General features: G+C 57.8%; 28 protein-coding genes and 4 pseudogenes. 30 read left to right on the top strand and 2 right to left on the bottom strand.

What is annotated here, in order from left to right; genetic code table 11:
- The first annotated feature begins 7 nt into the window (after nucleotides 1–7).
- The 19 genes from rplN (at nucleotide 8) to bfr (ending at nucleotide 10,912) form a co-directional block, all read left to right on the top strand.
- Complete coding sequence (gene rplN, locus ACLEJP_RS16460) at nucleotides 8–376, top strand: 50S ribosomal protein L14 (RefSeq protein ID WP_002555479.1); 369 nt, start codon at nucleotides 8–10, stop codon at nucleotides 374–376.
- Nucleotides 377–387: 11 nt separating this feature from the next.
- Nucleotides 388–702: a 50S ribosomal protein L24 gene (gene rplX / locus ACLEJP_RS16455; RefSeq protein WP_013970637.1), complete on the top strand. Its 315-nt coding sequence runs from the start codon at nucleotides 388–390 to the stop codon at nucleotides 700–702.
- Between the two features lie 20 nt (nucleotides 703–722).
- The gene (rplE, locus tag ACLEJP_RS16450; protein WP_003257095.1) at nucleotides 723–1,262 is read left to right on the top strand and encodes a 50S ribosomal protein L5; all 540 of its coding nucleotides are present in this window, start codon (nucleotides 723–725) and stop codon (nucleotides 1,260–1,262) included.
- Nucleotides 1,263–1,275: 13 nt separating this feature from the next.
- Nucleotides 1,276–1,581: a 30S ribosomal protein S14 gene (gene rpsN, locus ACLEJP_RS16445; protein WP_225780171.1), complete on the top strand. Its 306-nt coding sequence runs from the start codon at nucleotides 1,276–1,278 to the stop codon at nucleotides 1,579–1,581.
- 209 nt (nucleotides 1,582–1,790) lie between these two features.
- Complete coding sequence (gene rpsH, locus ACLEJP_RS16440; protein ID WP_009681971.1) at nucleotides 1,791–2,183, top strand: 30S ribosomal protein S8; 393 nt, start codon at nucleotides 1,791–1,793, stop codon at nucleotides 2,181–2,183.
- 12 nt (nucleotides 2,184–2,195) lie between these two features.
- Entirely contained in the window at nucleotides 2,196–2,729 is a 534-nt protein-coding gene (gene rplF, locus ACLEJP_RS16435) for a 50S ribosomal protein L6 (RefSeq protein ID WP_170027993.1), read from the top strand.
- Between the two features lie 10 nt (nucleotides 2,730–2,739).
- Nucleotides 2,740–3,090, top strand: a complete 351-nt coding sequence (gene rplR, locus ACLEJP_RS16430) for a 50S ribosomal protein L18 (RefSeq protein WP_009397496.1) — start codon at nucleotides 2,740–2,742, stop codon at nucleotides 3,088–3,090.
- Nucleotides 3,091–3,093: 3 nt separating this feature from the next.
- A complete protein-coding gene (gene rpsE, locus ACLEJP_RS16425; RefSeq protein ID WP_003255465.1) occupies nucleotides 3,094–3,594 on the top strand; it encodes a 30S ribosomal protein S5 in 501 nt (166 codons plus the stop codon).
- 2 nt (nucleotides 3,595–3,596) lie between these two features.
- Nucleotides 3,597–3,773: a 50S ribosomal protein L30 gene (rpmD, locus tag ACLEJP_RS16420; RefSeq protein ID WP_028690238.1), complete on the top strand. Its 177-nt coding sequence runs from the start codon at nucleotides 3,597–3,599 to the stop codon at nucleotides 3,771–3,773.
- Between the two features lie 3 nt (nucleotides 3,774–3,776).
- Nucleotides 3,777–4,211, top strand: coding sequence for a 50S ribosomal protein L15 (gene rplO / locus ACLEJP_RS16415; protein WP_170027994.1), 435 nt, complete (start codon nucleotides 3,777–3,779; stop codon nucleotides 4,209–4,211).
- The gene (gene secY, locus ACLEJP_RS16410; RefSeq protein WP_003257108.1) at nucleotides 4,212–5,543 is read left to right on the top strand and encodes a preprotein translocase subunit SecY; all 1,332 of its coding nucleotides are present in this window, start codon (nucleotides 4,212–4,214) and stop codon (nucleotides 5,541–5,543) included.
- Nucleotides 5,544–5,571: 28 nt separating this feature from the next.
- Entirely contained in the window at nucleotides 5,572–5,688 is a 117-nt protein-coding gene (gene rpmJ, locus ACLEJP_RS16405; protein ID WP_002555468.1) for a 50S ribosomal protein L36, read from the top strand.
- A 131-nt stretch (nucleotides 5,689–5,819) separates the two neighbouring features.
- Nucleotides 5,820–6,176 (top strand): 30S ribosomal protein S13, encoded by a 357-nt coding sequence (gene rpsM, locus ACLEJP_RS16400; protein ID WP_003257112.1) that lies wholly within the window; start codon nucleotides 5,820–5,822, stop codon nucleotides 6,174–6,176.
- Nucleotides 6,177–6,194: 18 nt separating this feature from the next.
- Nucleotides 6,195–6,584, top strand: coding sequence for a 30S ribosomal protein S11 (rpsK, locus tag ACLEJP_RS16395; RefSeq protein WP_003255454.1), 390 nt, complete (start codon nucleotides 6,195–6,197; stop codon nucleotides 6,582–6,584).
- Between the two features lie 15 nt (nucleotides 6,585–6,599).
- The gene (rpsD, locus tag ACLEJP_RS16390; protein ID WP_087503320.1) at nucleotides 6,600–7,220 is read left to right on the top strand and encodes a 30S ribosomal protein S4; all 621 of its coding nucleotides are present in this window, start codon (nucleotides 6,600–6,602) and stop codon (nucleotides 7,218–7,220) included.
- Nucleotides 7,221–7,242: 22 nt separating this feature from the next.
- On the top strand, nucleotides 7,243–8,244 hold the full coding sequence (locus ACLEJP_RS16385; protein ID WP_003255452.1) for a DNA-directed RNA polymerase subunit alpha: 1,002 nt from the start codon (nucleotides 7,243–7,245) through the stop codon (nucleotides 8,242–8,244).
- A gap of 42 nt (nucleotides 8,245–8,286) precedes the next feature.
- Nucleotides 8,287–8,673 carry a 50S ribosomal protein L17 gene (gene rplQ / locus ACLEJP_RS16380; RefSeq protein ID WP_003255451.1) on the top strand — a complete coding sequence of 129 codons (387 nt, stop codon included), beginning with the start codon at nucleotides 8,287–8,289 and terminating at the stop codon, nucleotides 8,671–8,673.
- A gap of 172 nt (nucleotides 8,674–8,845) precedes the next feature.
- Entirely contained in the window at nucleotides 8,846–10,285 is a 1,440-nt protein-coding gene (locus tag ACLEJP_RS16375; RefSeq protein ID WP_440808061.1) for a catalase, read from the top strand.
- A 162-nt stretch (nucleotides 10,286–10,447) separates the two neighbouring features.
- Nucleotides 10,448–10,912, top strand: a complete 465-nt coding sequence (bfr, locus tag ACLEJP_RS16370; protein ID WP_084857331.1) for a bacterioferritin — start codon at nucleotides 10,448–10,450, stop codon at nucleotides 10,910–10,912.
- Between the two features lie 32 nt (nucleotides 10,913–10,944).
- Here the strand turns inward: bfr and uvrA are convergent, their stop codons facing one another.
- Nucleotides 10,945–13,779: an excinuclease ABC subunit UvrA gene (uvrA, locus tag ACLEJP_RS16365; protein WP_440808059.1), complete on the bottom strand. Its 2,835-nt coding sequence runs from the start codon at nucleotides 13,777–13,779 to the stop codon at nucleotides 10,945–10,947.
- A gap of 129 nt (nucleotides 13,780–13,908) precedes the next feature.
- On the opposite strand from uvrA, the gene ACLEJP_RS16360 reads away from it, so the two are divergent.
- The 3 genes from ACLEJP_RS16360 to ACLEJP_RS16350 all read left to right on the top strand — a co-directional run bounded on the left by ACLEJP_RS16360 (nucleotide 13,909) and on the right by ACLEJP_RS16350 (nucleotide 16,494).
- Nucleotides 13,909–15,303 carry an MFS transporter gene (locus ACLEJP_RS16360; RefSeq protein WP_440808057.1) on the top strand — a complete coding sequence of 465 codons (1,395 nt, stop codon included), beginning with the start codon at nucleotides 13,909–13,911 and terminating at the stop codon, nucleotides 15,301–15,303.
- Nucleotides 15,304–15,312: 9 nt separating this feature from the next.
- Nucleotides 15,313–15,852: a single-stranded DNA-binding protein gene (locus ACLEJP_RS16355; protein WP_170027998.1), complete on the top strand. Its 540-nt coding sequence runs from the start codon at nucleotides 15,313–15,315 to the stop codon at nucleotides 15,850–15,852.
- 183 nt (nucleotides 15,853–16,035) lie between these two features.
- Nucleotides 16,036–16,494, top strand: a complete 459-nt coding sequence (locus ACLEJP_RS16350) for a hypothetical protein (protein WP_440808054.1) — start codon at nucleotides 16,036–16,038, stop codon at nucleotides 16,492–16,494.
- A 229-nt stretch (nucleotides 16,495–16,723) separates the two neighbouring features.
- On the opposite strand, the pseudogene ACLEJP_RS16345 reads toward ACLEJP_RS16350, so the two are convergent.
- Nucleotides 16,724–17,209 (bottom strand): annotated as a pseudogene (locus ACLEJP_RS16345) (PLP-dependent aminotransferase family protein); the annotation flags it as partial.
- On the opposite strand from ACLEJP_RS16345, the pseudogene ACLEJP_RS16340 reads away from it, so the two are divergent.
- From ACLEJP_RS16340 to ACLEJP_RS16305, 8 genes and pseudogenes are all read left to right on the top strand, one after another.
- Nucleotides 17,199–17,489: pseudogene (locus tag ACLEJP_RS16340) on the top strand (TSUP family transporter); the annotation flags it as partial. The pseudogenes ACLEJP_RS16345 and ACLEJP_RS16340 overlap by 11 nt on opposite strands.
- Nucleotides 17,475–18,130 (top strand): annotated as a pseudogene (locus tag ACLEJP_RS16335) (SDR family NAD(P)-dependent oxidoreductase). The pseudogenes ACLEJP_RS16340 and ACLEJP_RS16335, both read left to right, overlap by 15 nt.
- A gap of 344 nt (nucleotides 18,131–18,474) precedes the next feature.
- Nucleotides 18,475–18,677: pseudogene (locus ACLEJP_RS16330) on the top strand (hypothetical protein); the annotation flags it as partial.
- 158 nt (nucleotides 18,678–18,835) lie between these two features.
- The gene (locus tag ACLEJP_RS16325) at nucleotides 18,836–19,585 is read left to right on the top strand and encodes a HalD/BesD family halogenase (protein WP_440808051.1); all 750 of its coding nucleotides are present in this window, start codon (nucleotides 18,836–18,838) and stop codon (nucleotides 19,583–19,585) included.
- A gap of 17 nt (nucleotides 19,586–19,602) precedes the next feature.
- The gene (locus tag ACLEJP_RS16320) at nucleotides 19,603–20,061 is read left to right on the top strand and encodes a VOC family protein (protein ID WP_440808049.1); all 459 of its coding nucleotides are present in this window, start codon (nucleotides 19,603–19,605) and stop codon (nucleotides 20,059–20,061) included.
- Complete coding sequence (locus ACLEJP_RS16315) at nucleotides 20,058–20,504, top strand: DUF3291 domain-containing protein (RefSeq protein WP_440808047.1); 447 nt, start codon at nucleotides 20,058–20,060, stop codon at nucleotides 20,502–20,504. Before ACLEJP_RS16320 ends, ACLEJP_RS16315 begins: the two co-directional genes overlap by 4 nt.
- A 9-nt stretch (nucleotides 20,505–20,513) precedes the next feature.
- Nucleotides 20,514–21,389 (top strand): iron-containing redox enzyme family protein, encoded by an 876-nt coding sequence (locus tag ACLEJP_RS16310; protein WP_440808045.1) that lies wholly within the window; start codon nucleotides 20,514–20,516, stop codon nucleotides 21,387–21,389.
- Nucleotides 21,386–22,618, top strand: coding sequence for an ATP-grasp domain-containing protein (locus tag ACLEJP_RS16305; protein ID WP_440808043.1), 1,233 nt, complete (start codon nucleotides 21,386–21,388; stop codon nucleotides 22,616–22,618). Before ACLEJP_RS16310 ends, ACLEJP_RS16305 begins: the two co-directional genes overlap by 4 nt.
- Nucleotides 22,619–22,629 lie beyond the last annotated feature (11 nt).

Below are 22,629 nucleotides of genomic sequence, written 5' to 3'. Positions count from 1 at the left end.
AAATTTTATGATTCAGACTCAATCCATGCTCGATGTGGCCGATAACAGCGGCGCTCGTCGCGTCATGTGCATCAAGGTACTCGGCGGTTCGCACCGCCGTTACGCCGGCATCGGTGACATCATCAAAGTAACCGTCAAGGAAGCGATTCCGCGCGGCAAGGTCAAGAAAGGCCAGGTGATGACCGCTGTTGTCGTCCGCACCCGTCACGGTGTTCGTCGCGCCGACGGTTCCATCATTCGTTTCGACGGCAACGCTGCTGTTCTGCTGAACAACAAGCAAGAGCCGATCGGCACTCGCATCTTCGGGCCAGTGACCCGTGAACTTCGTACCGAGAAGTTCATGAAGATCGTCTCGCTCGCCCCTGAAGTGCTGTAAGGAGATCCGACATGCAAAAGATTCGTCGTGACGACGAGATCATCGTGATCGCCGGCAAAGACAAGGGTAAGCGCGGTAAGGTGCTGAAGGTTCTGGCTGACAACCGTCTGGTTGTCGGTGGTGTGAACCTGGTCAAGCGTCATACCAAGCCTAACCCGATGGCGGGCGTACAGGGCGGTATCGTCGAGAAAGAAGCGCCTCTGCACGCTTCCAACGTTGCCATCTTCAACGGTGAAACCAACAAGGCTGACCGCGTTGGTTTCAAAGTAGAAGACGGTAAAAAAATTCGTGTCTTCAAGTCGACCCAAAAAGCGGTTGATGCTTGAACACTGCTAGGTAGAAGACCATGGCACGACTGAAAGAGATTTACCGGAACGAAATCGCTCCTAAGCTTAAGGAAGAACTTAAGCTGTCGAACGTGATGGAAGTTCCGCGCGTTACCAAGATCACCCTGAACATGGGTCTGGGCGAAGCGATCGGCGACAAGAAAGTCATCGAGCACGCTGTTGCCGACCTGGAAAAGATCACCGGTCAAAAGCCGGTCGTGACTTTCGCTCGTAAATCCATCGCGGGCTTCAAGGTCCGTGAGGGCTGGCCGATCGGCGTCAAGGTGACCCTGCGTCGCGACAAGATGTACGAATTCCTGGACCGCCTGCTGGCGATCTCCCTGCCTCGGGTACGCGACTTCCGCGGCCTGAATGCCAAGTCCTTCGATGGCCGTGGCAACTACAGCATGGGCGTGAAAGAGCAGATCATCTTCCCGGAAATCGATTACGACAAGATCGATGCTCTGCGCGGTTTGGACATCACCCTGACCACCACTGCTCGTTCGGATGACGAAGGCCGCGCTCTGCTGCGTGCTTTCAAGTTCCCGTTCCGCAACTGATTGGAGTAGGAAAATGGCCAAGAAGAGCATGAAGAACCGCGAGCTGAAGCGTCAGCTCACGGTAGCAAAGTTCGCTAAGAAGCGTGCTGAGCTGAAAGCGACCATCGTCAACCTGAACGCCTCTCCTGAAGAGCGTTTCGCTGCCGTTGTCGCTCTGCAGAAGCAGCCACGTGACGCTAGCGCCTCGCGTCTGCGCAACCGTTGCCGCCTGACCGGTCGTCCTCACGGTGTATACCGTAAGTTCGGCCTGGGCCGTAACATGCTGCGTGCCGCTGCCATGCGCGGTGACGTACCAGGTCTGGTCAAGGCCTCCTGGTAATCGCTGCCGGCTGGATCCCGGCGGAAGGGGAGCAATCTTCCGACCGCCGGTGACCTCGCCAACAAACAAGCCCCTATATGGGGCTTGTTTCGTTTCTGCCTTGTGTCTAGAATGACCGGCTCACCTGAGCCTGGGTTTTTTGCCCTGCCTGCTCGGGTGGTTGTGATAGCCGCAAGGCTAATAATTCTTGTATCAGGAGCATCTAGCCCATGAGTATGCAGGACCCGTTAGCGGACATGCTAACTCGCATCCGTAATGCCCAGATGGCTGAAAAGTCCGTCGTAAGCATGCCTTCCTCCACCCTGAAGGTCGCGGTTGCCAAAGTTCTGAAGGACGAAGGTTACATCGCTGGCTACCAGGTAACTGGTGAGGCCAAGCCTTCCCTGTCGATCGAACTGAAGTACTTCGAAGGCCGTCCGGTCATCGAGGAACTGAAGCGCTCCAGCCGTCCAGGCCTGCGCCAGTACAAGTCCGTCGCAGAGCTGCCGAAAGTACGTGGCGGCCTGGGCGTGTCTATCGTCTCCACCAACAAAGGTGTGATGACTGATCGCGCTGCGCGCGCTGCCGGTGTCGGCGGCGAAGTTCTGTGCACAGTGTTCTAAGGGGAGATAGGCATGTCTCGCGTCGCTAAGAACCCCGTTAAGCTGCCAGCAGGTGTCGAAGTCAAATTCGCCGGCCAGCAGCTTTCGGTGAAGGGTGCCAAAGGCACTCTCGAACTGAACGTTCACTCGTCTGTTGAAGTTACCGAAGAAGCTGGTGAGCTGCGTTTCGCTGCTCGCAACGGTGACCAGCAAGCTCGCGCCATGGCCGGTACCACCCGCGCTCTGGTGAACAACATGGTCCAGGGCGTAAGCCAAGGCTTCGAGCGCAAGCTCCAGCTGATCGGTGTTGGTTACAAGGCACAGGCCAAGGGCACCGTCCTGAACCTGGCTCTGGGCTTCTCGCACCCAGTGGACTACGAACTGCCAGCCGGTATCACCGCTGAAACCCCAAGCCAGACCGACATCCTGATCAAGGGTATCGACAAGCAGCTGGTGGGTCAGGTGGCCGCTGAAATCCGCGACTTCCGTCCGCCAGAGCCTTACAAAGGCAAGGGTGTGCGTTACGCGGACGAAGTAGTCCGTCGTAAAGAAGCCAAGAAGAAGTAGGGCCTAGCAAATGACCGACAAAAAAGTTACTCGACTGCGTCGCGCTCGCAAAGCACGCCTCAAGATGCACGAACTCGAAGTCGTGCGCCTGTGCGTGTTCCGCTCCTCGCAGCACATCTACGCCCAGGTCATTTCGGCCGACGGCAGCAAGGTTCTGGCAAGCGCCTCGACCTTGGACAAAGAACTGCGTGATGGCGCCACTGGCAACATCGACGCGGCCACTAAGGTTGGCAAGCTGGTAGCTGAGCGTGCGAAAGCCGCCGGTGTATCTCAAGTTGCCTTTGACCGTTCCGGCTTCAAGTACCACGGCCGCGTCAAGGCGCTGGCTGATGCTGCTCGTGAAGGCGGGCTGGAGTTCTAAGTTATGGCAAATAACGATCAAAAGCGCGACGAAGGCTACATCGAGAAGCTGGTTCAAGTTAACCGCGTTGCCAAAACCGTAAAAGGCGGCCGTATCTTCACCTTCACCGCGCTGACCGTGGTAGGTGATGGCAAAGGTCGTGTTGGCTTCGGCCGTGGCAAGTCGCGCGAAGTACCTGCTGCGATCCAGAAAGCCATGGAAGCTGCTCGCCGCAACATGATCCAGGTTGACCTGAAGGGCACCACCCTGCAGTACGCCACCAAGGCTGCCCACGGCGCCTCGAAGGTTTACATGCAGCCTGCCTCGGAAGGTACCGGTATCATCGCCGGTGGCGCAATGCGTGCTGTCCTGGAAGTTGCTGGTGTTCAGAACGTTCTGGCCAAGTGCTACGGTTCGACCAACCCTGTGAACGTGGTTTACGCCACCTTCAAGGGTCTGAAAGCCATGCAATCTCCTGAATCCATTGCTGCCAAGCGCGGCAAGAGCGTTGAGGAGATCTTCTGATCATGGCAACCGTAAAAGTAACGCTGATCAAGAGCACTGCCGGCCGTCTGCCTAACCACAAACTGTGCGTTAAAGGCCTGGGTCTGCGTCGCATCGGTCACACTGTAGAAGTCCAGGATACTCCCGAGAACCGCGGGATGATCAACAAGGCTTACTACATGCTGAAGGTCGAGGGTTAATCGATGAAACTCAATGATCTGAGTCCAGCGCCGGGTTCCCGTCGCGAGAAGCATCGTCCGGGTCGTGGTATCGGTAGCGGTTTGGGCAAGACTGGTGGCCGTGGTCACAAAGGTCAGACCTCCCGTTCCGGTGGCACCATCGCTCCGGGCTTCGAAGGCGGTCAACAACCGCTGCACCGTCGTCTGCCGAAGTTCGGCTTCGTTTCCCTGAAAGCCATGGACCGCGCTGAAGTGCGTCTGTCCGAGCTGGCCAAGGTGGAAGGCGACGTGATCTCCGTGCAATCCCTGAAGGATGCCAACGTGATCGGCCAGAATGTACAGCGCGTGAAAATCATGCTGTCTGGCGAAGTCACTCGCGCAGTCACCATCAAGGGTATCGCAGCCACCAAGGGTGCGCGTGCGGCTATCGAAGCAGCTGGCGGCAAGTTCGAGGAATAAATGGCTAAGCAAGGTGCTCTCTCTTCGCTCGGTAAGGGCGGGATGTCGGAACTCTGGGCTCGTCTGCGCTTTCTGTTCATGGCGATCATCGTCTATCGGATAGGTGCGCATATCCCGGTTCCTGGCATCAATCCAGACCGTCTGGCGGATCTGTTTCGGCAGAATGAGGGGACCATTCTTAGCTTGTTCAACATGTTTTCCGGTGGCGCGCTCGAGCGCATGAGCATCTTTGCACTGGGGATCATGCCGTACATCTCGGCATCGATCATCATGCAGCTGATGACGGCGGTCAGCCCGCAACTGGAGCAGTTGAAGAAGGAAGGTGAAGCTGGCCGTCGCAAGATCAGCCAGTACACCCGCTACGGCACCGTTATCCTGGCGCTGGTTCAAGCCATTGGCATGTCCATTGGCCTGGCCAACCAGGGCGTGGCGTTTTCTGTAGGTCTGGGCTTCCATGTCGTTGCCGTCTCAACCTTCGTGGCTGGCGCGATGTTCATGATGTGGCTGGGCGAGCAGATCACCGAGCGCGGTGTGGGCAACGGTATCTCGATGTTGATCTTCGCAGGTATCGTTGCCGGTCTTCCGAGAGCAATCGGGCAGTCTTTCGAGTCTGCACGCACAGGCGATATCAACATTTTCGCCCTGGTCGCTATCGGTTTGCTGGCAGTAGCGATTATCGGCTTCGTGGTGTTCATTGAGCGTGGTCAGCGTCGTATCGCCGTTCACTACGCCAAGCGTCAGCAGGGCCGCAAGGTCTTCGCTGCGCAGACCAGCCACCTGCCGCTGAAGGTGAACATGGCCGGGGTTATCCCAGCCATTTTCGCGAGCAGCATTCTGCTGTTCCCGGCTTCGCTGGGTGCCTGGTTCGGTCAGTCCGAAGGTATGGGCTGGCTGCAGGACATCTCGCAGTCGATCGCTCCTGGTCAGCCGTTGAACATTCTGCTGTTTAGTGCAGGGATCATTTTCTTCTGCTTCTTCTACACAGCGCTGATGTTCAACCCGAAAGACGTAGCGGAAAACCTGAAGAAGTCCGGTGCCTTTATTCCGGGTATCCGTCCTGGTGAGCAGTCGGCACGCTACATTGATGGCGTTCTGACCCGTCTGACCATGTTCGGTGCTCTTTACATGATGGCCGTCTGCCTTCTGCCCCAGTTCCTGGTGGTGGCAGCAAATGTGCCGTTCTACCTTGGCGGGACCTCGTTGCTGATTGTGGTAGTGGTTGTGATGGACTTCATGTCCCAAGTACAATCGCACCTCGTTTCGCACCAGTACGAATCCCTGATGAAGAAAGCCAACCTGAAAGGCTACGGTGGCAGCGGTCTGCTGCGCTGATACGCCCCTAAGGTTCGAGGAGTCGGTAATGAAAGTTCGTGCATCGGTGAAAAAGCTGTGCCGTAACTGCAAGATCATCCGTCGCGAAGGCGTCGTACGAGTGATCTGCAGCGCGGAACCGCGTCACAAACAGCGCCAAGGCTGAGTGTGATCTGCGCTTCAAACCCAGCAGCTAGTGTGCTGCTGGGTTGATTATTCGTTTCTACAGCGATATTATCTCGCGCCCTATTTCTTGGCTTCCGGGGCGTAGGTAGCTGTCAATTGGAGTCCCACTGAATGGCCCGTATTGCAGGCGTCAACATTCCAGATAACAAGCATGCTGTTATCTCGCTGACCTACATCTATGGTGTCGGTCGCACTACTGCACAGAAGATCTGTGCGGACGCTGGTGTAAACCCAGCCGCTAAGATCAAGGATCTGAGCGACGAGCAAATCGAAACCCTGCGTGGCGAAGTCGCGAAGTTCACCACTGAAGGTGACCTGCGTCGTGACATCAACATGAAGATCAAGCGCTTGATGGACCTGGGTTGCTACCGCGGCCTGCGTCATCGTAAAGGTCTGCCGGTTCGCGGTCAGCGCACCAAGACCAACGCACGCACCCGTAAGGGCCCGCGTAAGCCGATCCGCAAGTAATCGCCCAGGAATATAGACATGGCAAAACCTGCTGCTCGTCCTCGTAAGAAAGTCAAAAAGACAGTGGTTGATGGCATCGCCCACATCCATGCCTCTTTCAACAACACCATCGTGACCATCACCGACCGTCAGGGCAACGCTTTGTCCTGGGCGACCTCCGGTGGTTCGGGTTTCCGTGGTTCGCGCAAATCCACCCCGTTCGCAGCCCAGATCGCTGCTGAGCGTGCTGGTCAAGCTGCGCTGGAATACGGTCTGAAGAACCTCGACGTGAACGTCAAGGGTCCAGGTCCAGGTCGTGAGTCCGCCGTTCGTGCACTGAACAGCTGCGGCTACAAGATCGCCAGCATCACCGACGTGACGCCAATCCCGCACAACGGGTGCCGTCCGCCGAAGAAGCGTCGCGTGTAATCAGGAGACAGATAAATGGCACGTTACATTGGTCCAAAATGCAAACTGTCTCGCCGTGAAGGCACTGACCTGTTCCTGAAGAGCGGCGTTCGCGCTCTGGAATCGAAGTGCAACATCGAAGCAGCCCCAGGTATCCACGGCCAGCGCCGTGGCCGTCAGTCCGACTACGGTACCCAGCTGCGCGAGAAGCAAAAAGTTCGTCGTATCTATGGTGTTCTGGAGCGTCAGTTCCGCGGTTACTACCAGGCTGCAGCCTCGAAAAAAGGCGCAACCGGTGAGAACCTGTTGCAACTGCTCGAGTGCCGTCTGGATAACGTCGTCTACCGTATGGGCTTCGGTTCGACTCGCGCCGAATCCCGTCAGCTGGTTTCGCACAAAGCGATCAGCGTCAACGGTAAGACTGTGAACATTCCATCCTACCAAGTTCGTCCGGGTGACGTGGTCGCGGTTCGCGAGAAGTCGTCGAACCAGCTGCGCATTGTTCAAGCCCTTGAACTGTGCGCCCAGCGTGGCCGCGTTGAGTGGGTTGATGTGGATGCTGCTAAAAAGTCGGGCGTTTTCAAGAACGTTCCTGCTCGCAGTGACCTGTCTGCCGACATCAACGAGAACCTGATTGTCGAGCTCTACTCCAAGTAAGGGCTAGAAAATAGGTGCATCCATGCAGATTTCGGTAAATGAGTTCCTGACTCCCCGCCACATTGATGTGCAGGTAGTCAGTCCGACCCGCGCCAAGATCACGCTCGAGCCTCTCGAGCGTGGTTTCGGCCATACCCTGGGCAACGCGCTGCGCCGCATCCTGTTGTCCTCCATGCCTGGCTGTGCAGTAGTCGAGGCCGAGATCGATGGCGTACTCCACGAGTACTCCGCGATCGAAGGTGTACAGGAAGACGTCATTGAAATCCTGTTGAACCTGAAAGGCCTGGCTATCAAGCTGCACGGTCGTGACGAAGTTACGCTGACCTTGTCGAAAAAGGGTTCGGGGGTGGTTACCGCTGCCGATATTCAGCTGGATCACGATGTCGAGATCGTCAACCCCGATCACGTAATCGCGAACCTGGCGTCGAACGGCGCCCTGAACATGAAGCTCACCGTAGCTCGTGGTCGTGGTTACGAGCCGGCCGACTCCCGTCAAACCGACGAAGACGAAAGCCGTAGCATTGGCCGTCTGCAGCTGGACGCTTCGTTCAGCCCGGTGCGTCGTATCGCCTATGTGGTCGAGAACGCCCGTGTTGAACAGCGTACCAACCTGGACAAGCTGGTCATTGATCTGGAAACCAACGGCACCCTGGACCCTGAAGAGGCTATCCGCCGCGCCGCGACCATCCTGCAACAGCAGCTGGCCGCGTTCGTCGACCTCAAAGGTGACAGCGAGCCTGTCGTAGTCGAGCAGGAAGACGAGATCGATCCGATCCTGCTGCGTCCGGTTGACGACCTGGAACTGACTGTACGTTCGGCCAACTGCCTCAAGGCGGAGAACATCTACTACATCGGCGACCTGATTCAGCGTACCGAAGTAGAGCTGTTGAAGACTCCTAACCTGGGCAAGAAGTCCCTGACTGAAATCAAGGACGTGCTGGCCTCTCGTGGTCTGTCTCTCGGCATGCGCCTCGACAACTGGCCGCCTGCAAGTCTTAAGAAAGACGACAAGGCGACCGCCTGATCGTCGTAATCACCGAACGTAGTGTTTGGTAAGGAATGAATCATGCGTCATCGTAAAAGTGGACGTCACCTGAGCCGTACCAGCTCTCACCGCAAGGCTATGTTCCAGAACATGGCAGTGTCGCTGATCGAGCACGAGCTGATCAAAACCACCCTGCCGAAAGCCAAGGAACTGCGCCGCGTTGCCGAGCCGCTGATCACCCTGGCCAAGGAAGACAGCGTAGCTAACCGCCGTCTGGCCTTCGACCGTACCCGTTCGAAGTCCGCTGTTGGCAAGCTGTTCAATGACCTGGGCAAGCGTTATGCCACCCGCCAGGGCGGCTACCTGCGCATCCTGAAGTGCGGTTTCCGCGCTGGCGACAACGCGCCTATGGCGTATGTCGAGCTGGTTGATCGTCCGGTCGGCGGTGCTGTAGAAGCTGCTGAGTAAGACGTTCTGTCTGCTACAAAGAACCGGGCCTAGTGCCCGGTTTTTTGTTTCTACATGTATTGTCTATTTCTATTGATACAAGACATTTAATGAATTTGTTCCTGTAAGCCTGCTCGTCAATACTCTCTCCAAAGCCGGTCAGCCGGCGCTTGAAGACCGATATGGAGAGCCCATGAGCAAGATTCTGACCACCGCCAGCGGTGCCCCTGTAGCCGATAACCAGAATTCCCGTTCCGCCGGCCCCCGTGGTCCGCTGTTGCTCGACGATTTCCACCTGATCGAGAAGCTTGCCCATTTCAACCGCGAGAATATCCCTGAGCGACGCGTACACGCCAAGGGCTCGGGTGCCTACGGTACCTTTACCGTTACCCGCGATATCACGGGTTACACCAGTGCCAAGCTGTTTGAGCAGGTCGGCAAGCAGACCGAGACCTTCCTGCGCTTTTCCACCGTAGGTGGTGAGCGTGGCTCTGCCGATACCGAGCGCGATCCGCGTGGCTTTGCCGTGAAGTTCTACACCGAGGAAGGCAACTGGGACATCGTGGGCAACAACACGCCGGTATTTTTCATCCGCGACCCGCTGAAGTTCCCCGACTTCATTCATACCCAGAAGCGTCACCCACAAACCAACCTGAAAAACGCGCAGATGATGTGGGACTTCTGGTCGCACTCCCCCGAGGCGCTGCACCAGGTCACCATCCTGTTCTCCGACCGCGGCATCCCGGACGGCTATCGACACATGCACGGCTTTGGCAGCCATACCTACAGCCTGATCAATGCCGAGGGGCAACGTACCTGGGTCAAATGGCACTTCAAGACCCAGCAAGGAATCAAGAACCTCGCTCCGGCAGATGCTGCACGCCTGGCGGGTACTGATCCGGATTACGCCCAGCGCGATCTCTTCGAGGCCATTGAGCGCGGCGACTACCCGCGTTGGACTGTATGCATCCAGGTCATGAGCGAAGCCGAGGCTGCCAGGCGTGAAGAGAACCCCTTCGACGTGACCAAGACCTGGTCGCAGAAGGACTATCCGCTGATCGAGGTGGGTGTGCTTGAGCTCAACCGCAACCCATTGAACTACTTCGCCGAGGTCGAGCAGGCTGCCTTTGGCCCAAGCAACATGGTGCCGGGTGTTGGCCTGTCGCCGGACCGCATGCTGCAAGGTCGTGTATTCGCCTACGCTGATGCGCACCGCTACCGAGTGGGTACCAACCACCAGCAATTGCCGGTGAACGCGCCGCGTTGCCCGGTCAACAGCTATCAGCGCGATGGCTCGATGGCGACCGGCAGCTACGGCAGCGCGCCGAATTATGAGCCCAACAGCTATAGCGAGGCGCCGAAGCAATCGCCGCGGCATGCCGAGCCAGCCCTGGCTCTGGAGGGGACGGCGGGCCGCTACGACCATCGTGAAGACAGCGATTACTACAGCCATGCCGGCGCGCTGTTCCGCCTCATGAGCGATGAGCAGAAGGCCCTGCTGATCAACAACATCGCCGGGACCATGGCCGGGGTAAGCCAGGACGTGATCCAGCGTCAGCTGCAGTACTTCTTCAAAGCCGATCCGGCCTACGGCGAGGGGGTTGCCAAGGCGTTGGGCATTGAGCTTGCCTGAGTCGAAGTGATAAGAAGAACCGCCCTCATTTGGGCGGTTTTTCAATGAATATCACTACTGTTTAGCCGTTTTTTGCTTGTTATTGCGCATTTCTCAGTGACCGCAGGCAAAAGCTGGTTCACACTATGTGGCATAGACGTTTTCACATGGAGAAACAGGGCGATGCAAGGCCACCCGGACGTAATCAACTATCTCGTCACGCTGTTGAAGGGCGAACTGGCTGCGCGCGACCAGTACTTCATTCACTCGCGTATGTACGAAGATTGGGGCCTGTCCAAGCTCTACGAGCGCATCAACCACGAGATGGAAGAAGAGACGCAACATGCCGACGCCCTGATGCGGCGTATCCTCATGCTCGAAGGTACACCGGACATGCGCGCGGACGATCTGGAAGTGGGCAGCACCGTGCCGGAAATGATCGAGGCTGATCTCAAGCTCGAGTACAAGGTGCGCGCCGCTTTGTGCAAAGGCATCGAACTGTGCGAGTTGCACAAGGACTACGTCAGCCGCGACATCCTGCGCGCGCAGCTGGCCGATACCGAAGAAGATCACACCTACTGGCTGGAAAAGCAGCAGGGGTTGATCAAAGCCATTGGCCTCGAGAACTACCTGCAGTCGCAGATGTAATATTCCGGGGGCGCAGAGCGCCCCCAGTTTCCTCAAGCCCGATCCCGCTCCAGAAGCGGTTTCAGGTAATGCCCGGTATAGGACTGCTTCATTTCGCTCAGTTCTTCCGGCGTACCGCAGGCAATGATCTGTCCACCTTTCGAGCCACCCTCCGGCCCCAGGTCGACCAGCCAGTCCGCAGTCTTGATCACGTCCAGGTTGTGCTCGATCACCACCACGGTATTACCGTGGTCGCGCAGGCGATGCAGTACGTCCAGCAACTGCTGGATATCGGCAAAATGCAGGCCCGTGGTCGGCTCGTCGAGGATGTAGAGGGTCTTGCCGGTATCACGCTTGGACAGCTCCCGCGACAGTTTCACCCGCTGTGCCTCGCCACCCGACAACGTGGTCGCCGACTGCCCCAGCTTGATGTAGGACAGCCCCACGTCCATCAAGGTCTGTAGCTTGCGCGCCAGCGCCGGCACCGCGTCGAAGAACTCGCGTGCATCTTCGATGGTCATCTCCAGCACTTCGTGGATGTTCTTGCCCTTGTACTTGATCTCCAGCGTTTCGCGGTTGTATCGCTTGCTCTTGCACACATCGCACGGCACGTAGATGTCCGGCAGGAAGTGCATCTCCACCTTGATCAGGCCGTCGCCCTGGCAGGCTTCGCAACGGCCGCCCTTGACGTTGAACGAGAACCGCCCGGGGCCATAACCGCGTGAGCGCGATTCCGGAACGCCAGCGAACAACTCGCGGATCGGCGTGAAAATGCCGGTGTAGGTTGCCGGGTTCGAACGCGGGGTACGGCCAATCGGGCTCTGGTCGATATCCACTACCTTGTCCAGGTGCTGCAGGCCATCCATGCTGCTGTGCGGCGCAGCCTCCAGGCTGCTCGCGCCGTTCAGGGCGGTGGCCGCCAGAGGGAAAAGGGTATTGTTGATGAGCGTCGACTTGCCCGAGCCGGATACCCCGGTCACGCAGGTCAGCAGGCCGATCGGGATTTCCAGATCGACGTTCTGCAGGTTGTTGCCACGTGCGCCCTTGAGCTTGAGTTGCAGCTTCTTGTTGCGCGGCGTGCGCTTGGCCGGCACGACGATCTTCTTGCGCCCGGACAGGTACTTGCCGGTCAGCGAGTCGGGGTGAGCCATGACTTCCTGCGGCGTGCCTTCGGCGACGATCTTGCCGCCATGCACGCCGGCGCCCGGGCCGATGTCCACGACGTAGTCGGCCAAGCGGATGGCGTCCTCGTCGTGTTCTACCACGATCACCGTGTTGCCCAGGTCGCGCAGGTGGTTGAGGGTGGCCAGCAGGCGGTCGTTGTCACGTTGATGAAGGCCGATGGATGGTTCATCAAGGATATACATCACCCCCACCAGGCCGGCGCCGATCTGGCTGGCCAGACGAATACGCTGTGCCTCGCCCCCGGACAGGGTATCGGCGCTGCGGTCGAGGGTGAGGTAGTCGAGGCCGACGTTGACCAGGAACTGCAGGCGTTCGCAGATTTCCTTGAGGATCTTCGCGGCGATTTCGCCACGGCGACCGGTCAGGCTCAGGTCGCCGAAGTAGTTGCTGGCTTCACCGATCGGCAGGTTGGTCACCGCCGGCAGGGTCTTTTCGCCCACCCACACATGGCGTGCTTCGCGGCGCAGGCGAGTGCCGCGGCAATCCGGGCAGGGCTGGGTGCCGAGGAACTTGGCCAGCTCCTCACGCACGGTGGCCGACTCGGTTTCGCGATAGCGCCGTTCGAGGTTCGGCACGATGCCTTCGAACGGGTGCGAGCGCTTGACGATATCGCCCCGGTCGTTGAGGTACTTGAAGTCGACACTCTGCTTGCCGCTGCCCTGCAGGATTACCTTCTGGTGTTCCGCCGAGAGCTCGCCGAACGGCTCCTCCAGGCTGAAACCATAATGCGCAGCCAGCGAGCCCAGCATCTGGAAGTAGTAAACGTTGCGCCGGTCCCAGCCGCGTATCGCGCCTTCGGCCAGGGTGAGTTCGGCGTTGACCAGGCGCTTGGTGTCGAAGAACTGCTTGACCCCCAGGCCATCACACGTCGGGCAGGCGCCGGCAGGGTTGTTGAAGGAGAACAGCTTCGGTTCCAGTTCGCTGATGGCATGGCCGCAGACCGGGCAGGCGAAGCGTGCGGAGAAAATGATTTCTTCGCCAGGTTCGTCATCCATCGGCGCCACGAGGGCGATGCCGTCGGCCAGCTTGAGAGCAGTCTCGAACGACTCGGCCAGGCGTTGCTGCAGGTCGGCGCGCACCTTGAAGCGGTCGACCACCACGTCGATGCTGTGCTTCTTCTGCTTGTCCAGCTTGGGTAGCTCATCGAGTTCGTAGAGCTTGCCGTTGACCCGTGCCCGGACGAAGCCCTGGGCGCGCAGTTCGTCGAACACCGCCAGGTGCTCGCCCTTGCGCTCACGCACTACCGGGGCCAGCAGCATCAGCTTGCTGCCTTCCGGGCGCTCCAGCACCAGGTCGACCATCTGGCTGATCGTTTGCGCCTCCAGCGGGATATCGTGGTCCGGGCAGCGTGGGGTACCGACGCGGGCATACAACAGGCGCAGGTAGTCGTAGATTTCGGTGATGGTGCCGACCGTGGAACGGGGGTTGTGCGAGGTCGACTTCTGCTCGATGGAAATGGCCGGCGACAGGCCTTCGATGGTGTCGACGTCGGGCTTTTCCATCATCGACAGGAACTGCCGGGCATAGGCCGACAGCGATTCCACATAGCGACGCTGGCCTTCGGCATAGAGGGTGTCGAATGCCAGGGATGACTTGCCCGAACCGGACAGGCCGGTGATCACGATCAGCTTGTCCCGGGGCAGGGTCAGGTCGATGTTCTTCAGGTTGTGGGTGCGTGCCCCACGAATCAGGATCTTGTCCACTGCGGCCTCGCTCGGCGGGCATAAACAAGGAAGTATACGGCGCGCTGCCAGTACGCGGCAAAGCGTCGCGTAGATGCCGTCAAGCTGTCGGACTGATAGAATCGCCGCCGGTTCACACGAGATTAATCCATGCACGACACCCACAACGAACGCATGAGTGGCGGCGAAACCCGCGCCGCTGGCGGCCTGGCCCTGGTCTTTGCCTTTCGTATGCTGGGCATGTTCATGGTCTTGCCGGTGCTGGCCACCTACGGCATGGACCTGGCCGGTGCCACACCAGCACTGATCGGCCTGGCCATTGGTGCCTATGGCCTCACCCAGGCCGTATTGCAGATTCCGTTCGGGATGATTTCCGACCGCATCGGCCGCCGGCCGGTGATTTACCTGGGGCTGGTCATCTTTGCCCTGGGTAGTGTCCTGGCGGCCCAGGCCGACTCCATCTGGGGGGTGATCGCCGGGCGTATTCTACAGGGCGCCGGGGCGATTTCCGCTGCGGTCATGGCGCTGCTGTCCGACCTTACCCGCGAGCAACACCGAACCAAGGCCATGGCCATGATCGGCATGAGCATCGGCCTTTCGTTTGCCGTCGCCATGGTCGTTGGCCCGTTACTGACAAGTGCCTTTGGCTTGTCAGGATTGTTCCTGGCCACGGCCGGACTTGCCCTGGTGGGTATTCTGCTGATCGCCTTTGTCGTGCCCAACACCCACAGCATCCTGCAGCACCGCGAGTCGGGGGTGGCACGCCAGGCGATCGGCCCGACCCTGCGCCATCCGGACTTGCTGCGCCTGGACGCGGGCATTTTCATCCTGCATGCCATCCTCATGGCCAGCTTCGTCGCGTTGCCACTGGCCTTCGTCGAGCGCGGTGGCCTGCCGAAGGAGCAGCACTGGTGGGTGTACCTGACCGCGTTGTTCATCTCATTTTTTGCAATGGTCCCGTTCATCATCTATGGCGAAAAAAAGCGCAAGATGAAGCGCGTGCTGGCCGGTGCGGTGAGTGTCCTGCTGCTGACGGAGATATACTTCTGGGAGTGGGCTGACGGTTTGCGCGGACTGGTGGTTGGCACCGTGGTATTCTTTACTGCATTCAACCTGCTGGAGGCGTCGCTGCCTTCGCTGGTGAGCAAGGTGTCGCCTGCAGGTGGCAAGGGAACGGCAATGGGGGTGTACTCCACCAGCCAGTTCCTCGGCGCTGCCCTTGGAGGAATCCTCGGTGGCTGGTTGTTCCAGCACGGTGGGCTGAACATGGTGTTCCTCGGTTGTGCGGTACTGTGTGCCATCTGGTTGGTCGTTGCCTTGCGCATGAACGAGCCACCTTATGTGACCAGCCTGCGCATGCCGCTGACGCCAGAGGCAGTCCGGGAAGCCGGCCTGACCGAACGTCTGATGGCCGTACCGGGCGTGACCGACGCCGTCGTGGTGGCAGAAGAGGCCGCCATCTATATCAAACTGGATACGAAAATTTTGGACCGTACGACCCTCGAGCGCCTGGTGAACCCGGCCTCTTCGGCGTGCGAAGCCTAGGAGAACGTTATGGCCCGTGGGGTTAACAAAGTCATTCTGGTCGGCACCTGTGGCCAGGATCCCGAAGTCCGCTACCTGCCCAACGGTAACGCCGTGACCAACCTGAGCCTGGCTACCAGCGAGCAGTGGACCGACAAGCAGTCGGGCCAGAAGGTCGAGCGTACCGAATGGCACCGTGTGTCGCTGTTCGGCAAGGTTGCCGAAATCGCCGGCGAATACCTGCGCAAGGGTTCGCAGTGCTACATCGAAGGCAAGCTGCAGACCCGTGAATGGGAAAAAGACGGTATCAAGCGCTACACGACCGAGATCATCGTCGACATCAACGGCACCATGCAGCTGCTCGGCGGCCGTCCGCAGGGCCAGCAGCAGGGCGGTGACCCGTACAATCAAGCTGGCGGCAACTATGGCGGTGGCCAGCAGCAGTACAATCAGGCCCCACGCCAGCAAGCCCCGCGCCCGCAACAGGCTCCTCAGCGCCCGGCGCCACAACAGCCGGCACCGCAACCGGCGGCGGACTTCGACAGCTTCGATGACGATATTCCGTTCTGATCCGAGCCGCTAAGCAGCTGGAAAGACTAAAAGCCCAAGGCAGTTGCCTTGGGTTTTTTTTCGAGCGAACCCGAGGTTTTGGGAAAAGTTAACCTTGAGTATCAGACATTTCTGAAGTTCTAGCGGAGCGCAGTTTTCGCTGCCTGGATCGCTTAGTATCCACCGTTTGTAATGAGGTGGGTCATGCAAAGCGGTGAGGGGGAAAGCTTATTAGGTCAAATAGACCTGAGGCCAGAGGTACAAGAGTATAGTGTCTCCGGTTTTTCGGAGAAGTATGCCGATCATCTTGAGGGGCCTGCTGGAGACCCTGTGTTCTACGGCAGGGTGCTAATGGTCATTGGTTTCGCAGTGTCGGCGCTGGGCATTGGCATCAAGTTGTGGGGGCCTGAGGTCATCTATTATGATCGATTTTCAGGCCCTACCCTGATCCAATACATACAAGCAAACCCTGGTCTCGTTGCAATGGCCGGCGGGTTGTTGATGGCATTGGGCGGCAAGCGGCGGAATGAAGGTATTATTCATCCAGAGGATTTTCTTCTGCCTCGTTACAAGTTCGTAACGGAAGACGGGCGAGATGTCAGCGGTCAGGTTTCCGTACGACACCTGGGAGGAGACAACTTCCATGTGACTCTGAACTCGTAGTCGGGTGAGCATGTCCGATCTTACTAGTTAAAATTCATCATTGATTAAAATAATGCCTCTTAACTGACGGTCTGCCCGCCGTTCTTTTGGCGGGTACCGTTCTGGGCATTTGTTTGGACGACAGCAACAAATACAGTTCTGTAACAGTCAGTGCCTGTTGGGCCGGCCGTGTAGCGAAAGGGGCGCCAAGCACCCGCAAATGACGCGGCTAAGCCAATACCGGTTTTATTCAATAGAACAACCGCGGTTCCGGCGAGTCCAGCAAGCTGACCAACTTGGTCAGGGCAAACCCCAGTTCCTCGCGCTTGGGCGCCATCAAGGCGATACGAACCCCGCAGGTGGCACGGCTGCGCTCTGGCAGGAACTGGCTGCCGCTGACGACCATCACGCCGTTGTTGCGCGCCAGGTTGGCAAATTCGTCGCTGGTCCACGGTTCCGGTAGTTCCAGCTAGATGTGGAAGTTGTTCGGCTGGCTGCGGATCTTGTACCTGCCAAGAATTTCCAGCGCCATTTGCTGGCGCGCTGCAGCTTCGTCCTGGTGAACCCGTACCAGTTGGTCGGCCATGCCGCTGTTGATCAGGTTGCTGGCCAGTTGCGCCATCAGTGGCGATGGCAACCAGACGCTGCTGCGGACCATCGAGGATAACCGCGAAAGGGTTTGCGGCGGGGCCTACAGATAACCGATGCGCAGTGCCGGCAGCACACTCGTAGGCAAGATCATCCTGGCGCTGATTCCGTTCGGCATCCTCATCTTCCTCACACCGAAGGATCGCCCAGTCGAGGAGCGCGAGTTGTCGTCGCGCATGCTGTTTACCGTGGTCCCGCTGACCTGCCTGGCCATCGGTTTCTATGACGGCTTCTTCGGCCCTGGTACCGGCAGCATGTTCATCATCGCCTTCCATTACCTGCTGCGCATGGACCTGGTTTCCAGCTCGGCCAACTCCAAGACCTTCAATTTCGCGTCCAACATCGGTGCGCTGGTGGCCTTTGTTACCGGCGCTTCCGCAGGCTTTGGCCGTGCCATCTGTCGCACCTTGGTCAGCAAGGGCTATCGCGTGGTCGGCGGTGCCCGGCGCATGGACAAGCTGCAGTCGCTGGAAGCGAGCTGGGGGTGCATTTCATTCCGCTGGCGCTGGGCGTAGACCGTGCCCAGGCCAGCAGTGCGGAAAACTGGCAGGGCATGATCGACACCAACATCACCGGCCTAGCCATGGTCACGCACAAGATCCTGCCACAGATGGTCGAAGCCGACAGCGGCATGATCATCAACATCGGCTCCATTGCCGGCACTTATCCCTACCCAGGCGGCAACTTCTATGGCGCCAGCAAGGCTTTTGTCCGCCAGTTCAGCCTCAACCTGCGTGCCGACCTGGCCGGTACCTGGGTACGGGTAAGCAACATCGAGCCGGGGCTGTGCTCGGGCACTGATTTCTCGGTGGTGCGCCTCACTGGTGACCTGGAGGCCGTGCAGGCCCTGTATCGGGATGTGCAGGCCATCCTGCCCGACGACATTGCCGCCACGGTGGCCTGGATTGCCGAGCAGCCGGGGCATGTGAACATCAATACCGTCAAGATCATGCTGGTGGCGCAGAGCAGCGCCGCGCTGAATGTGGTGCGCAACCTGCCGCTTTGCTGACCGGCCGGTGGTGGATGGCACCGGTGTTGCCGGTGTTCGCGGTGTACAACCGGATACATCGTTTACATCGTAAGCCGGGGACATGATTTATATTTGAGGCTTGGACGCGGTTTTGACCGCGCTCAAGCCTCCCCAGGACCTGGACACACAGGAACACATCCCAGACATCATCCTCTACCTCTTTGAGGTCGATCTTTCTCGCCAGCCAACGCCTCGCTGATGAGCAGCAACTTACCCTTCCATTTGATCGAACCATTTTGCCTGACGCTGCGGACAAGCATCGCGGCGTGTCTTTAGCTGAATCATGTCATCGCACCTTCTCCACTAGTACCTACTGCTCGGTCGACTACGGCCTGCTCGACTTTGTCCGCAGCCCAAGCCGCCCCAAGTACCCAGAAATGCGCAAGTCGGGCAGTAACGAGTGGGTGCGTGTCAGCTGGGGGCATGAGCGCATCGTCGACCTGATGAAAAGTACCGCGACACGAACTTGATAGAGAGGAAAGCCCAAGGGCAAACCGTCAAGCGCTGTCCCACCACTGGCTTTCTCGGTCGTCCGCTAATGAAGACGCAATACTTGCCAGAGGGAATTACAAGCTTTAAGGAACGAGTGCAAGTCTGGATGTGGGGTATATCCGTGCAAAGTGAAGGATTAGGATTTGAGCGTGTCAGTAAACACGTAATCCTTAGTAAGTACGGAGTGTTCCTATGTCAAAGAGTACAGCTGCTAAACAAGATCTAGGGCAAGGCCGAGATATACTGGAGACAGATCCTTTCGACGGGCGGGACTTCTTCTGGGAGCAGCATCGGTTCGCTAGAGATGGTTACCTGAAGATTAATCACTTGATCGATCCTGAAGTGCGCAATCAAATTTCCGACGATGTGAAGTACCTGCTGGCGAATTTTTCCAAACGCCGGGATTTTTTGATTGAATCGACTGGTAATACACCGCGCTATTTGAGTAACGTACCCCAGGAAAGCATCGAGGCACATGGGCGATATATTCCGCAGGCCTATAAATCTCGCTACCTGATGAGTTTGATTGGTCATATCGTCAAGGAGGAGATCATTCCAACTCCATGGAAATGGGATAACTTCATCATCAACAGCCAGCACAAGTCAGGCGACACCCATGGTTGGCATTGGGGCGACTACCCCTACACGATCATTTGGATCGTCGAGGCACCGGTACTCGAGGCTGGAGGCTTGCTGGAGTGCGTACCCCATACGAACTGGGATAAACAGAACCCCCGGGTAGAAAACCTGTTGGTGGAAAACAAGATCGACTCCTACTTCCACCTCACTGGTGATGTCTATCTGCTCAAGGCCGACACCACGCTGCATCGGGTTAAACCACTGACACAAGATGTCACCCGTATCATTCTTAATACTACGTGGGAAAGAGCGAGGGACAAGGACCGGCAAGTCGAGCATGAAACCTTTGTCTTCCGGGACTGAAGTTCGAGGGTTTGTGTATGGACAAGGTAAAGTATTCACATACTAACCTGATCGCTACCGACTGGAAAAAGCTAGCCAAGTTTTATATTGATGTATTTGGTTGTGTACCAGTCGGCCCTGTGCGTCGGCTTTCGGGGCAGTCGGTGGCAGATGGCACCGGGTTGATCGAGCCGGAGATCGAAGGCATTCATCTTCGGTTGCCCGGATACGGGGAGGGCGGCGCGACGCTGGAAGTATTCCAGTATCGCTACTTTCGTGACGAACCGGAGAAGTTTTCCAATTCGCGCGGTTTTACCCACATCGCATTTGAAGTTTCTGACCTGGAAGCGGTATGCGCCAAAGTGATCATGGCAGGCGGATGGCTGCTTGGCAAGTTGGCGAGGCAGCCTGTCGAGGGGGTAGGAGTTTGTACATTTGTATACGTCCGTGACCCCGATCGAAACATTATCGAAGTCCAAGGCTGGGAGGTGCCATGAAGCGCAGTCTTGCACAGTTCGACTTGGTGAAACCCAAGTTTCCGAAGTGGGACATCAGAATGGAAGAGTTCTATTCCTCGACCAGATATGTGAACGGCCTGGCGGAACAGCACCCGGGGTTCATCTGGCGTGAAATCGAAGAGGACCAGCCACTTCTGGATCAGTTATGGGGCGAGGGCTATCTCTATACGCTATCGCTGTGGAGGGATGTCGCATCACTCAAAGACTTTCTCTACAACACCCCACACAAGGCGTTCATGCGGCGTGGAGGGGAGTGGTTCAATCCCATCTCATGCCCCCGGGGGGTGTTGTGGTGGGTCGAAGAAGGCCATGTCCCCACTCTGCGCGAAGCACATACCCGCCTCACGCGATTGTACGAGTTTGGACCGTCCCATGATGCTTTTGATCTGCACTCCAGTGAATTGCCGACTGTTCTGTACTGAGGAGGGGAAATGACACAAATGACTCGTGATACGCAACAGCAACTCGCCGACTATTACCGCTGTGTTCTCGGGGATCCGGCACAGCTGGTCGCCGCACGACAGTCAATCAGGTCGTCCCGCAACATCGTGGAGTGCCTGGAAGATAAATGGACCGCCGCCGAGGAGCTCCTGATTGATCTGCGAGAGCTGCCCACCACGCAGGAGGCTTTTCTCACGTGGTACGTGATGTGCGAGAAGAAGATCAATGAAGATATCCGCTTGTTCGTGGACTTCATGCGCCACCAGGCGAGTGCCGAACAAGTCGCTTATTACATCTGCATGGAAGAAATGGTGGATGGTTCATTCGATGACCTTATGGCTGTAGCTCAGTTGGGTATGCCGATTCGTTGCAAGATGGTCGCTGGCGAAAACTATTGGGATGAAATGGGCAATGGCGATTTCGCCTCCGTGCACACCACGATGTTCCGCACCTCGTCCAGCTACATGCGTGATCTGTTGAGCAGGGCGGGTATCAGTGTGGAGGTGCCACCTCTCGAATGCCTCATGAACGGCAATATATTGCTGATGTGGGCCGTACGCCGTGAGTACAACATACGCCTTATCGGAGCGATGGGGTTGGTGGAGGGGTCGGCGCCAGTACGCTTTGGGGCCACCACGGCGGCCATGGAACGTCTGGGCTTGCCAAAAGACGTGATCGCCTATCACAAGGCCCATATAAGCATCGACACACGGCACAGCGCCGCGTGGTACGAAACAGTGCTGCAGCATTACGCGGCGTGTGGCGAGGATGTGGTGCGCGAACTCTCGCTGGGCGTGATGATCCGGTACAACGTCGCGCTGCGTTACTACCACTACATGTACAAGACCATGCGGAGTTTGCGATGAGCACTCAACGAAAGACGGTGGTCGTCATCGATCCGATCAGTTCGGGCCGGGGCTACGGACAGGACATTCGTCACAAGGGGTATTACGCGTTGGCCTTGGTCACCCGCAAGCAATTTCCCGGGCGTTTGCAAAAGCTGCATGGAGTCGAAGGTTTCGACGAGGTGATGCATGTCGAGTGCCTAGCGCAAGCCAAGGTCAGCATAGCGAGAAGGGAGGTGCATGCGGTCATCCCCGGTTCCGATTCAGCATTGCGAATCAGCGACCGGCTGGCGGCTCATCTGGGGCTGGCGGGCAACCCGGTCCCAACCTGTGCGGCCCGGATCAATAAGCTTGAAATGAAGCGTCGGCTGCAGCACGAGGGGGTTCCGGTCATGCCTGCGTTCAGGCTGTCCATGGATGAACTGGCCGAAGGGCATGATCCGGGAATTGCTTTCCCCGTGGTGGTCAAGCCGACCCAGGGCACTGGTGCGAGGAATGTCAAGGTTTGCCATTCCAGAAGTGATATGTACAGAGCGCTGGCGGCTATCGAAAGCGATCTCGAGCCAGGGGAGCAGGCGCATAAGTATGCAATGGTGGAGGCATATGTCGAAGGGCCTGAATACTTCATCGTTACGGCGAATCTGGGGGCGATGGGGCGCCAGATTCTTTGCTTCGCGGAGTATGAAAAGATCCGGGTCGGCGATCACCCCAGCGTCTATCGCAACATTCGATCCATTTCGCCCATAAGCGATCAGGCGCGAAAGGCATTTGCCTACATATCCCAGGTCAATTCGGCCATCGAGGCCAATATCGGAATCAACGATATCGAGTTCAAGATCAACCTGGCGGGGCACTTCATCATTGAACAGAACGGTCGCCTGCCAGGGGCAAATGTGCCTTCATTGATCGAGTTGTGCACCGGGCTGAACTGCTACGACCTCAACATAGATATCTACCTGGGCCGCGCGCCAATCACCTTGGCAGTTCCGCACTACGGCAAGCATTTCTGCATCTGTTGCCTGATTTCTGAACGGGGCGGCACTGTGACGGGCATTGAAGGTATCAAGCTGGTCGAGGAACTCGATTCGTTCCATGAATTTGGCTTTCTCGTGGAGAAAGGAGAGGTCATCGAGGCGACACGGGACTTTCTATCGACCTGGGGTTTTGTCTACCTCATCCATGAGGATCCTGAAGTACTGCGTAGACATGCGGAGACGGTACATGAGCGTCTGAAGCTGACGCTTGCCTAACCATAGTGGTA

This window comes from Pseudomonas sp. SMV7 (assembly GCF_052041995.1).
In the GTDB taxonomy this organism is placed as follows: Bacteria; Pseudomonadota; Gammaproteobacteria; order Pseudomonadales; family Pseudomonadaceae; genus Aquipseudomonas.
This window is presented reverse-complemented; position numbering and strand designations above follow the sequence as displayed.

Bases quoted from the DNA above. Each gene is read 5' to 3' on its own strand.
- rplN (WP_002555479.1), top strand. From the start codon at position 8: ATGATTCAGACTCAATCCATGCTCGATGTGGCCGATAACAGCGGCGCT.
- rplX (WP_013970637.1), top strand. From the start codon at position 388: ATGCAAAAGATTCGTCGTGACGACGAGATCATCGTGATCGCCGGCAAA.
- rplE (WP_003257095.1), top strand. From the start codon at position 723: ATGGCACGACTGAAAGAGATTTACCGGAACGAAATCGCTCCTAAGCTT.
- rpsN (WP_225780171.1), top strand. From the start codon at position 1,276: ATGGCCAAGAAGAGCATGAAGAACCGCGAGCTGAAGCGTCAGCTCACG.
- rpsH (WP_009681971.1), top strand. From the start codon at position 1,791: ATGAGTATGCAGGACCCGTTAGCGGACATGCTAACTCGCATCCGTAAT.
- rplF (WP_170027993.1), top strand. From the start codon at position 2,196: ATGTCTCGCGTCGCTAAGAACCCCGTTAAGCTGCCAGCAGGTGTCGAA.
- rplR (WP_009397496.1), top strand. From the start codon at position 2,740: ATGACCGACAAAAAAGTTACTCGACTGCGTCGCGCTCGCAAAGCACGC.
- rpsE (WP_003255465.1), top strand. From the start codon at position 3,094: ATGGCAAATAACGATCAAAAGCGCGACGAAGGCTACATCGAGAAGCTG.
- rpmD (WP_028690238.1), top strand. From the start codon at position 3,597: ATGGCAACCGTAAAAGTAACGCTGATCAAGAGCACTGCCGGCCGTCTG.
- rplO (WP_170027994.1), top strand. From the start codon at position 3,777: ATGAAACTCAATGATCTGAGTCCAGCGCCGGGTTCCCGTCGCGAGAAG.
- secY (WP_003257108.1), top strand. From the start codon at position 4,212: ATGGCTAAGCAAGGTGCTCTCTCTTCGCTCGGTAAGGGCGGGATGTCG.
- rpmJ (WP_002555468.1), top strand. From the start codon at position 5,572: ATGAAAGTTCGTGCATCGGTGAAAAAGCTGTGCCGTAACTGCAAGATC.
- rpsM (WP_003257112.1), top strand. From the start codon at position 5,820: ATGGCCCGTATTGCAGGCGTCAACATTCCAGATAACAAGCATGCTGTT.
- rpsK (WP_003255454.1), top strand. From the start codon at position 6,195: ATGGCAAAACCTGCTGCTCGTCCTCGTAAGAAAGTCAAAAAGACAGTG.
- rpsD (WP_087503320.1), top strand. From the start codon at position 6,600: ATGGCACGTTACATTGGTCCAAAATGCAAACTGTCTCGCCGTGAAGGC.
- ACLEJP_RS16385 (WP_003255452.1), top strand. From the start codon at position 7,243: ATGCAGATTTCGGTAAATGAGTTCCTGACTCCCCGCCACATTGATGTG.
- rplQ (WP_003255451.1), top strand. From the start codon at position 8,287: ATGCGTCATCGTAAAAGTGGACGTCACCTGAGCCGTACCAGCTCTCAC.
- ACLEJP_RS16375 (WP_440808061.1), top strand. From the start codon at position 8,846: ATGAGCAAGATTCTGACCACCGCCAGCGGTGCCCCTGTAGCCGATAAC.
- bfr (WP_084857331.1), top strand. From the start codon at position 10,448: ATGCAAGGCCACCCGGACGTAATCAACTATCTCGTCACGCTGTTGAAG.
- ACLEJP_RS16360 (WP_440808057.1), top strand. From the start codon at position 13,909: ATGCACGACACCCACAACGAACGCATGAGTGGCGGCGAAACCCGCGCC.
- ACLEJP_RS16355 (WP_170027998.1), top strand. From the start codon at position 15,313: ATGGCCCGTGGGGTTAACAAAGTCATTCTGGTCGGCACCTGTGGCCAG.
- ACLEJP_RS16350 (WP_440808054.1), top strand. From the start codon at position 16,036: ATGCAAAGCGGTGAGGGGGAAAGCTTATTAGGTCAAATAGACCTGAGG.
- ACLEJP_RS16325 (WP_440808051.1), top strand. From the start codon at position 18,836: ATGTCAAAGAGTACAGCTGCTAAACAAGATCTAGGGCAAGGCCGAGAT.
- ACLEJP_RS16320 (WP_440808049.1), top strand. From the start codon at position 19,603: ATGGACAAGGTAAAGTATTCACATACTAACCTGATCGCTACCGACTGG.
- ACLEJP_RS16315 (WP_440808047.1), top strand. From the start codon at position 20,058: ATGAAGCGCAGTCTTGCACAGTTCGACTTGGTGAAACCCAAGTTTCCG.
- ACLEJP_RS16310 (WP_440808045.1), top strand. From the start codon at position 20,514: ATGACACAAATGACTCGTGATACGCAACAGCAACTCGCCGACTATTAC.
- ACLEJP_RS16305 (WP_440808043.1), top strand. From the start codon at position 21,386: ATGAGCACTCAACGAAAGACGGTGGTCGTCATCGATCCGATCAGTTCG.